The organism is Vibrio sp. 1727 (genome assembly GCF_033344415.1).
GTDB lineage: Bacteria > Pseudomonadota > Gammaproteobacteria > Enterobacterales > Vibrionaceae > Vibrio > Vibrio alginolyticus.
On record NZ_JAWPOT010000611.1, the window covers coordinates 1 to 535 of the forward strand.

At 47.7% G+C, this 535-nt stretch carries 1 protein-coding gene; it reads left to right on the forward strand.

The annotated features are described in order from the left end of the window. Window positions 1-535 (forward strand): sodium/glutamate symporter (locus tag R8O10_RS27205; protein ID WP_318192228.1); only part of this gene is annotated, 535 nt, incomplete at both ends.

A 535-nucleotide genomic window follows, 5' to 3' on the forward strand; every position in this document is an offset into this window, starting at 1 on the left:
GGGCTTAATTGCGGGTTCCATTACGCTTTCTGGTGGTCACGGAACCGGCGCAGCTTGGTCGCAGACTTTCCAAGATATGTACGGGCTACATAACGTACTTGAGGTTGCGATGGCATCTGCGACGTTTGGCTTGGTGATTGGCGGCATCATCGGCAGCCCAGTGGCACAGCGTTTGATAGACAAAAACAACCTAGAATCGGAATACGGCCGTACAAATCAAAGTCACCAACGTTTTCCTGAACTCGTGACTTATAACGAGCACGAAGAAGACCGAGTTACTGCAAAGAAAGTGGTCGAAAGCTTGTCGATTATTTTGTTGTGTGTGACAGGGGCGGGTTATCTAGAAAACTGGGTGAGCAGCTTTGGCATCAAATGGTTGATGATTCCAGACTTTGTCTACGCGTTGTTTATTGGTGTGGTGATCACCAACATCACGGAAGTGACGAAAGTTCGCAAAGTCGACTTAGAAACCGTGGATATTCTCGGTACGGTTTCATTGTCTCTGTTCCTAGCAATGGCGCTAATGAGCCTAAAA